Origin of the sequence: Richelia intracellularis HH01 (assembly GCF_000350105.1) — a bacterium.
Taxonomy (GTDB): Bacteria; Cyanobacteriota; Cyanobacteriia; order Cyanobacteriales; family Nostocaceae; genus Richelia; species Richelia intracellularis.
This window is the reverse complement of sequence record NZ_CAIY01000010.1, coordinates 1-6,502: the sequence shown is the minus strand read 5'-3', so window position 1 is coordinate 6,502 and position 6,502 is coordinate 1. Positions and strand designations below refer to the sequence as shown.

Here is a 6,502-nt window from a genome sequence, read left to right as displayed (position 1 = left end):
GATTATTCTGATATTAAAATGAGTTAAAGTATATAAAGGTAAAGGCTAATTATTAATTATATAAAATACAATTCATCAAAATCAAAATATGATTATATAGTTATCCAACTATTTTTTTGCTAGAGTTTTCGACTTATTAATTATTTTGAGAAATTGTTATACTGCAGAGTACTAATTTATTTTCTTCGCCAAAACTCAAGAATAATCTTAAAATAGCAAATAAATAAATTGTTTATATGTAACCTTTGATATTCTCACCCCTATCAAAAATGAAGATAATTAACTTTTTAGAGTAGTCTATACCTCTTAATTGACTATTATTATTTATAATAATCGCCGTTTACACTGTAACTTAGTCTTTGCAGGAAATTTGGAGCCATTTTACCGTAGTGGACATTGATAAGTTAGCTTATTAGAATGGCGGCTATGGTAAGACTAGGATAATGATCGTAAAACAATGATTTGCTAAATATGGAAGTAAGAGCTTCTGTCCTTATAGAGATAGCTTATATTTAGGAAAGTAATTAAATTAGTTCATAAAAAGCGATCAATCACAGGAATTTCTTTCAAAGGTTATCTATAGGTTAACAACTTAACTGTGATTCCTATAAAAATCTAACTTATGTGAATTCATATAAGCATCTATGGCCTTGGGGACTTTGATCTATAAAATCGGACTGAGAATTAATAATTAGCCACAAAAATAAGCTGTTAGGATGTTATAATGAAAAAAGTGTGTAAAATGAAAATACGGGCACGTGGCTCAGTGGATAGAGCAACAGATTCCGGTTCTGTAGGTCGGGGGTTCAAATCCCTCCGTGCTCGTCAGAGTATATAAGCTGGTAAAATATATCTTTGGTATTTGTATTTTAATGATTATATTTTTTACTAAGAAATCCCACAAAGTAATAGTAGCGGAAATTGAGTAGAATCCCATGTTAGGGTATTTATTAAATGAAAATATATCCCAGTATATGTGAAAGTAAGGGGATAATTAGTTTAGAGACAAGTAAAATCATGGAATATTAATAGTAAAAATTTTCACAACCTTGAAAAATATAATACTAGTCATACTCAACCAGATTCTGCCTGAGGTTGGTTTTTTATATCAATAAATTATGATGTTCTCATCCATATCTTTACCCAAGTGATACTTTATAGTTCCTTAAAAGCCATTATTTATAATTGAACACTTTGTCTTGTCAAATTATTGATTTTTATTGTCATTATATTGCTCACTATAATATTTTTAATTACCAATTATAGACTATTAATTATCTTCATAAGCTAATGGAGTTATAGGGTTTCAAGTTTAACCTTGAATCATTTGCCAACAGGTACTTTGATTATTAAATAAGAAGCTAAATTAATTCAGAAACCCCAATGTTACTAAAAGTGTCACCATCACTATTACGAATTATTAAAGAATTTGTCATAATTTATGTAACTTAAACTCATTAAGAAGAGTTTTGTATAGCAAGCAAACTTATAGCTGAAGGATCAGTGAATGACTCAAATAGTCTGGATTGCAAGACATGCCAACCGCATAGACTTTGTCAAACCGGAGTGGTTTCTCACTGCGGAACGGCGTTATGATCCACCCTTATCAGATGATGGTATGATACAAGCACAGCAGTTAGCAGAACGCTTGAAAATGGAGAAAATAGACTGCATTTTTACTTCTCCGTTCCTGCGAACAGTGCAAACAGCAAATGCAGTAGCAGAAAAACTAGATTTATCAATTAAATTAGAAACTGGTTTGAGTGAATGGCTGAATTCAGATTGGATGAGCGAAGAGCCAAAAAGGTTAACAATAAGAGCTTTAGCTAAATTATTTCCTCGTATTGATGCTAGTTATACACCGATAATTGCTGCTACTTACCCAGAAACACAAGCACAGACTAGAAAGCGTTCCGGACTAACGGCCCGTTGTCTGGCAGCAGAACATTTTCCCAAGCACATACTTTTGGTAGGACATGGAACCTCTGTTAAGGGTGCCGTTATAGGATTAGTAGGTGATATAGCTGATGATGGTGAAAAAGTACGCTTGTGTAGCTTATTCAAGGCTATTCGCCAAGATCCAGGATGGTTATTGGAACTTAGGGGGGATAACTCTCACTTAACTCATGTGGAAGAAGTAGTGCGATTTAATTAATATGTGGGAAGGAAAAAAGAGTATGGCATGAGGACAAACATCATAATAATTTTGAAAATGAAGAGGAAATAATTAAAGCCCTTTCTAGATAGGGATTGTATTTATTTCAAAGTAAGACTCTATAATCCAGGAAATATCTTTATCAAAACTTAAACGCTTATTTTCCAACAGTTCTATTAATTTATCTGACCTATCATCTAAAACCGATATTGTCATGACATTAATCCTAGCAGGAGATATTGGTGGTACGAAAACCATTTTACAACTGGTGGAAGTATCATCTAAGTATGAATTGAATCCTATTGCTGAAAAAAAGTATTGCAGTGGTAATTTTCCTGATTTAGTACCAATGGTAAAAGATTTTTTTGCCAGTAACAATACTAGAAATATCTACAGAGCTTGTTTTGGGGTTGCCGGTCCTGTTGTTGATGGCACTGTCAAGTTAACTAATATTGATTGGTTTTTGGATAGTAAGCGTTTGCAAATAGAACTTGGGATTTCCCAAGTTTCTCTGATTAATGACTTTACTGCTGTGGGCTATGGAATTTTAGGCTTAAATTCCACAGATTTATGTACCTTACAACCAGGTAAACCCAATTCTAAAGCACCTATAGCTATTATTGGGGCAGGAACAGGCCTAGGACAGGGGTTTCTTATCGAACAGGGAGGAAGATATCAAATTTTTGCTTCAGAAGGAGGACATGCTGATTTTGCCCCCCGGAGAGAGTTAGAATTTCGACTATTAAAATATCTATTGGATAAATATCATATTCAACGGGTATCTGTGGAAAGGGTAGTATCTGGCTTGGGTCTGATTGCTATTTATCAATTTATACGTGACTGCCAACTGACTAGTGAATCCCCAGAAATTGCCCAAGTTGTTAGAACTTGGGAACAGGAAGCAGGAAAACAAGAAAAAAGTGTTGACCCTGGTGCAGCTATTGGTAAGGCTGCAGTACAAGGCATTGATTACTTAGCAGAGGCAACCATGAAATTATTCGTGGAAATATATGGTGCAGAAGCTGGAAACCTTGCCCTCAAACTTCTTCCCTATGGAGGTTTGTATGTTGTCGGTGGTATCGCGCCAAAAATCCTTCCCTTACTAGAATCGGGTTGTTTCTTATTTAATTTTACCCACAAAGGGAGAATGCAGGGTATTTTGGAAAATATACCAGTACACATTGTTCTCAATCCACAAGTGGGATTAGTTGGTGCTGCTATTTGTGCAGCTGGTTTGTAAAAAAATATCAGTAATAACTTACTAAGCTTATTACAGGCAATAATTATGGTAATAGAAATTCTTATTCTATTAGCTGTCACCACTTAACTATATAAGGTATTTTCTACAGAAGTTTAAGTTAACTACAGCGAATATAATTATGAAGTGGGATTAATTGAGGTTTTATTAAGAAATATAAGTTTATTTAGGTAACAGTAATTTTAAATTCTAAAGATACTTATTAAAGTATATATCTATATTTGTTTAAAAAATATCTGATTTTTAGCAAAATATCGATAATTGTATGATTACAAATATGCTTAGTCTTTTGACCATAAATGTATTGATATTACGGAAGTCATAATACTTAAATTCTTATTCGTATATAATAAGGTTATCAAAAAAATAATTGCTACCTGGCATACTTCAATTTTATATGAGATTTAGATACCATTAAATATGGTGATAATAACCCATTAAATATTAATACATCTGAGCAATAAAAATGATAAAACTAAGTTTTGAGTAGACTTCATAGAGATCAAGCATATTGAACAATATTAAATCAAAAATCTTAAAGATAAAACTCAATTTATGAGGAGGGGAAGTAGGAGCTTAATTACTGTAAATATAGCCACTATAATATAATTTACTGCTTAATAAAATGGAAGTTAGTCTTCAATTAATTTATAAATCTGGAACTTAGAAATTAATAAAGAAATGATGGAAATTTTAAGGATTAGTAATTGCAAAGTCTTTATTATAAATTCTATAATCCTTAATCTAATAAATTAATCTAAATAATGAATTTAAGACTTTTTACCTTAATCTAAAATTACCTTGATATAGATAAAACTATATTGATGCTTATAGTCATTACTTAATATTACTACTAGAGCAGATATAAAAGACTTTCCTTCTTAATTAATTTTTTATCAATAAAAGCCAATTCTACTAGCTTTCTATTTTCTCTTCTTTAATAAATTTTGATTTGTATAACAAATATCATCTAGTTATCGATAAAACCTAAAATCATGGTATCTGAGTCCGGACATGATGAAAATCTCAATTAAAATTCCTAGTTGATTATTATTCTAATTTTAATCATCATTACTTTTTAAAGTTTACAAAATATAAATTGCGAATTTCCATTTTTCCTATAACTCATGACTAAGTTATACCTACAGTAAGAACAAACTCCTCAGATATCTTGGCATTAGTTGTCACATCTTGAACATCATCTAAGCCCTCTATAGCATTGATTAGTTTGATTAGTAATCGTGCTTGCTCTATATCTGTAACCTCAATACTATTAATAGGAATCCAACGTAACTCAGCATTATTCACCTCAAAACCCTGGGTTTTCAATGTTAGACTAAGCATTTCTAAATGTGCAATAGTAGTGAATACCTCCGCATTATCACCCTCAAGCATCTCGTAAGATTCTGCTCCCCCTTTTAAAGAAGCTTCTAAAAGTAGCTCTTCATCTGTAATCTTCTTGACTAAACAAATCCCTTTTTGCTCAAATATCCAACTAACACACCCAGTTTCTCCTAAATTACCTCCATTTTTACTAAAGGCAACACGTAAATTAGCTGCAGTGCGATTACGATTATCTGTAAGTACTTCAACTAATACTGCCACTCCTGCAGGCCCATAACCTTCATAGTAAATTTCTTCTAGAATAGCCTTGCCATCAACAAATTTACCAGAACCTTTATTGATAGCCCTTTCAATATTATCATTGGGTATACCAGCAGCTTTTGCTTTATCAATTGCTGTACGTAATTGGAAATTAGCTGTTGGATCGGGAATACCATTTTTAGCTGCAATAATAATTGCATGTGACAACTGAGTGAAGGTTTTACCCTTTTTAATATCAATTGCTGCCTTCTGACGCTTAATATTTGCCCATTTACTATGTCCTGCCATATCTTATAATTATTAACCTCAATAAAAATACAAGTTTAATTTATGTTAACTAACCCACAGAAATACTGAAATTATTAAGGGTATGTATAAATAACTTTCAGATTATGAAACAGGAGCTGGTGATGATACACTAAGCACGTAGATTTACTTGAAAACAAGCCAGAACTCTTAAGATTCAGATCCTATAATTTTATTAAGTTGTTAAACTTACCCTGTTCTGGCATCAAATAAAAGTCCCATAATCCCTTAGTAACAAGTATTCAATACTTAATATACTATGGTGTTTAGACTCAATATAAGCATTGTTGCTAACTAAACTTGATTCAGTCAACTTTCAATTATCATTACTTTTACTCTTGGGTTAACTCTTGACCTCTTAATTTTCCATGAATAATAAGTATATAATTATATTATCCCAGATACTCAGGGGAACTCTCAATCCATCTGTTGCTATACCTCCAAGATGGCACAATTCTTTTCTATGAACTTTTCTTAAGTTTGCATTTCAAAAAAAATAGTATCTCCTTGTTTTAGGTTATTGCTACCAATTATTTATAGGTATGTCTTAATTTTTCAATAGCAAAATTGAATATTTATTTTTCTATTATGTTAAGTATAACCAAATAAAACTCTCAAGCTGATCAATTATGACCACCTGGAATATTTTTGAACTTACCATCAATTATTGTAAAATAATTTATCATCTTTCTAAACATGCTATTTTTTAAAAAAAAGTATATTCTAAAATGCCTTTAAATTTATTTAAATAACAGATTTGATAAGAGTCAATATAAAACAGAAGCCCTAGTAAATCAGATGCTATCCGATGTTTGATTTAAAATTGGATATAACTTTCGACTCTTCAATAATGGTGAAAATTTTAATAGAGATCCTAAGGTTTTTATATATAATTTATTTACTAATTTATTTACTTCCGCTACCGGGAATTATTAATTTAATTCTTCTTTAATATTTTGAGTAATTTTATCTAAAATTAACCTGGTAGGTTGATACACCTAAAATATAAATTTATTGGCTATCTAATTGCTTAAGCTAAAATAGTAAAGTGCAACAAGTACAAAGGAAATATATATGTATTTATTTTGAATATAATCTTCCATATTGTGTGTTAGTAAAAAGATAAACTTTATGAATTATGTGAGAATAGAGTTCAGCTTTACACTTTACCATAATCT

4 protein-coding genes and 1 tRNA gene are annotated in these 6,502 nt (G+C 31.1%); 3 read left to right on the top strand and 2 right to left on the bottom strand.

The window, feature by feature from the left end:
* The first annotated feature begins 752 nt into the window (after window positions 1-752).
* Both RINTHH_RS00790 and RINTHH_RS00785 read left to right on the top strand, forming a co-directional pair.
* Window positions 753-825: transfer RNA gene (locus tag RINTHH_RS00790), tRNA-Arg, on the top strand.
* A gap of 682 nt (window positions 826-1,507) precedes the next feature.
* Complete coding sequence (locus tag RINTHH_RS00785) at window positions 1,508-2,155, top strand: histidine phosphatase family protein (protein WP_008231688.1); 648 nt, start codon at window positions 1,508-1,510, stop codon at window positions 2,153-2,155.
* Between the two features lie 84 nt (window positions 2,156-2,239).
* Here the strand turns inward: RINTHH_RS00785 and RINTHH_RS11310 are convergent, their stop codons facing one another.
* Entirely contained in the window at window positions 2,240-2,371 is a 132-nt protein-coding gene (locus tag RINTHH_RS11310) for a hypothetical protein (RefSeq protein WP_008231686.1), read from the bottom strand.
* Here RINTHH_RS11310 and RINTHH_RS00780 point away from each other — a divergent pair.
* On the top strand, window positions 2,370-3,395 hold the full coding sequence (locus RINTHH_RS00780) for a glucokinase (protein WP_008231685.1): 1,026 nt from the start codon (window positions 2,370-2,372) through the stop codon (window positions 3,393-3,395). The genes RINTHH_RS11310 and RINTHH_RS00780 overlap by 2 nt on opposite strands.
* Before the next feature lie 1,149 nt (window positions 3,396-4,544).
* Here the strand turns inward: RINTHH_RS00780 and RINTHH_RS00775 are convergent.
* Window positions 4,545-5,306, bottom strand: a complete 762-nt coding sequence (locus tag RINTHH_RS00775) for a YebC/PmpR family DNA-binding transcriptional regulator (protein ID WP_008231683.1) — start codon at window positions 5,304-5,306, stop codon at window positions 4,545-4,547.
* Between the last annotated feature and the right edge of the window lie 1,196 nt (window positions 5,307-6,502).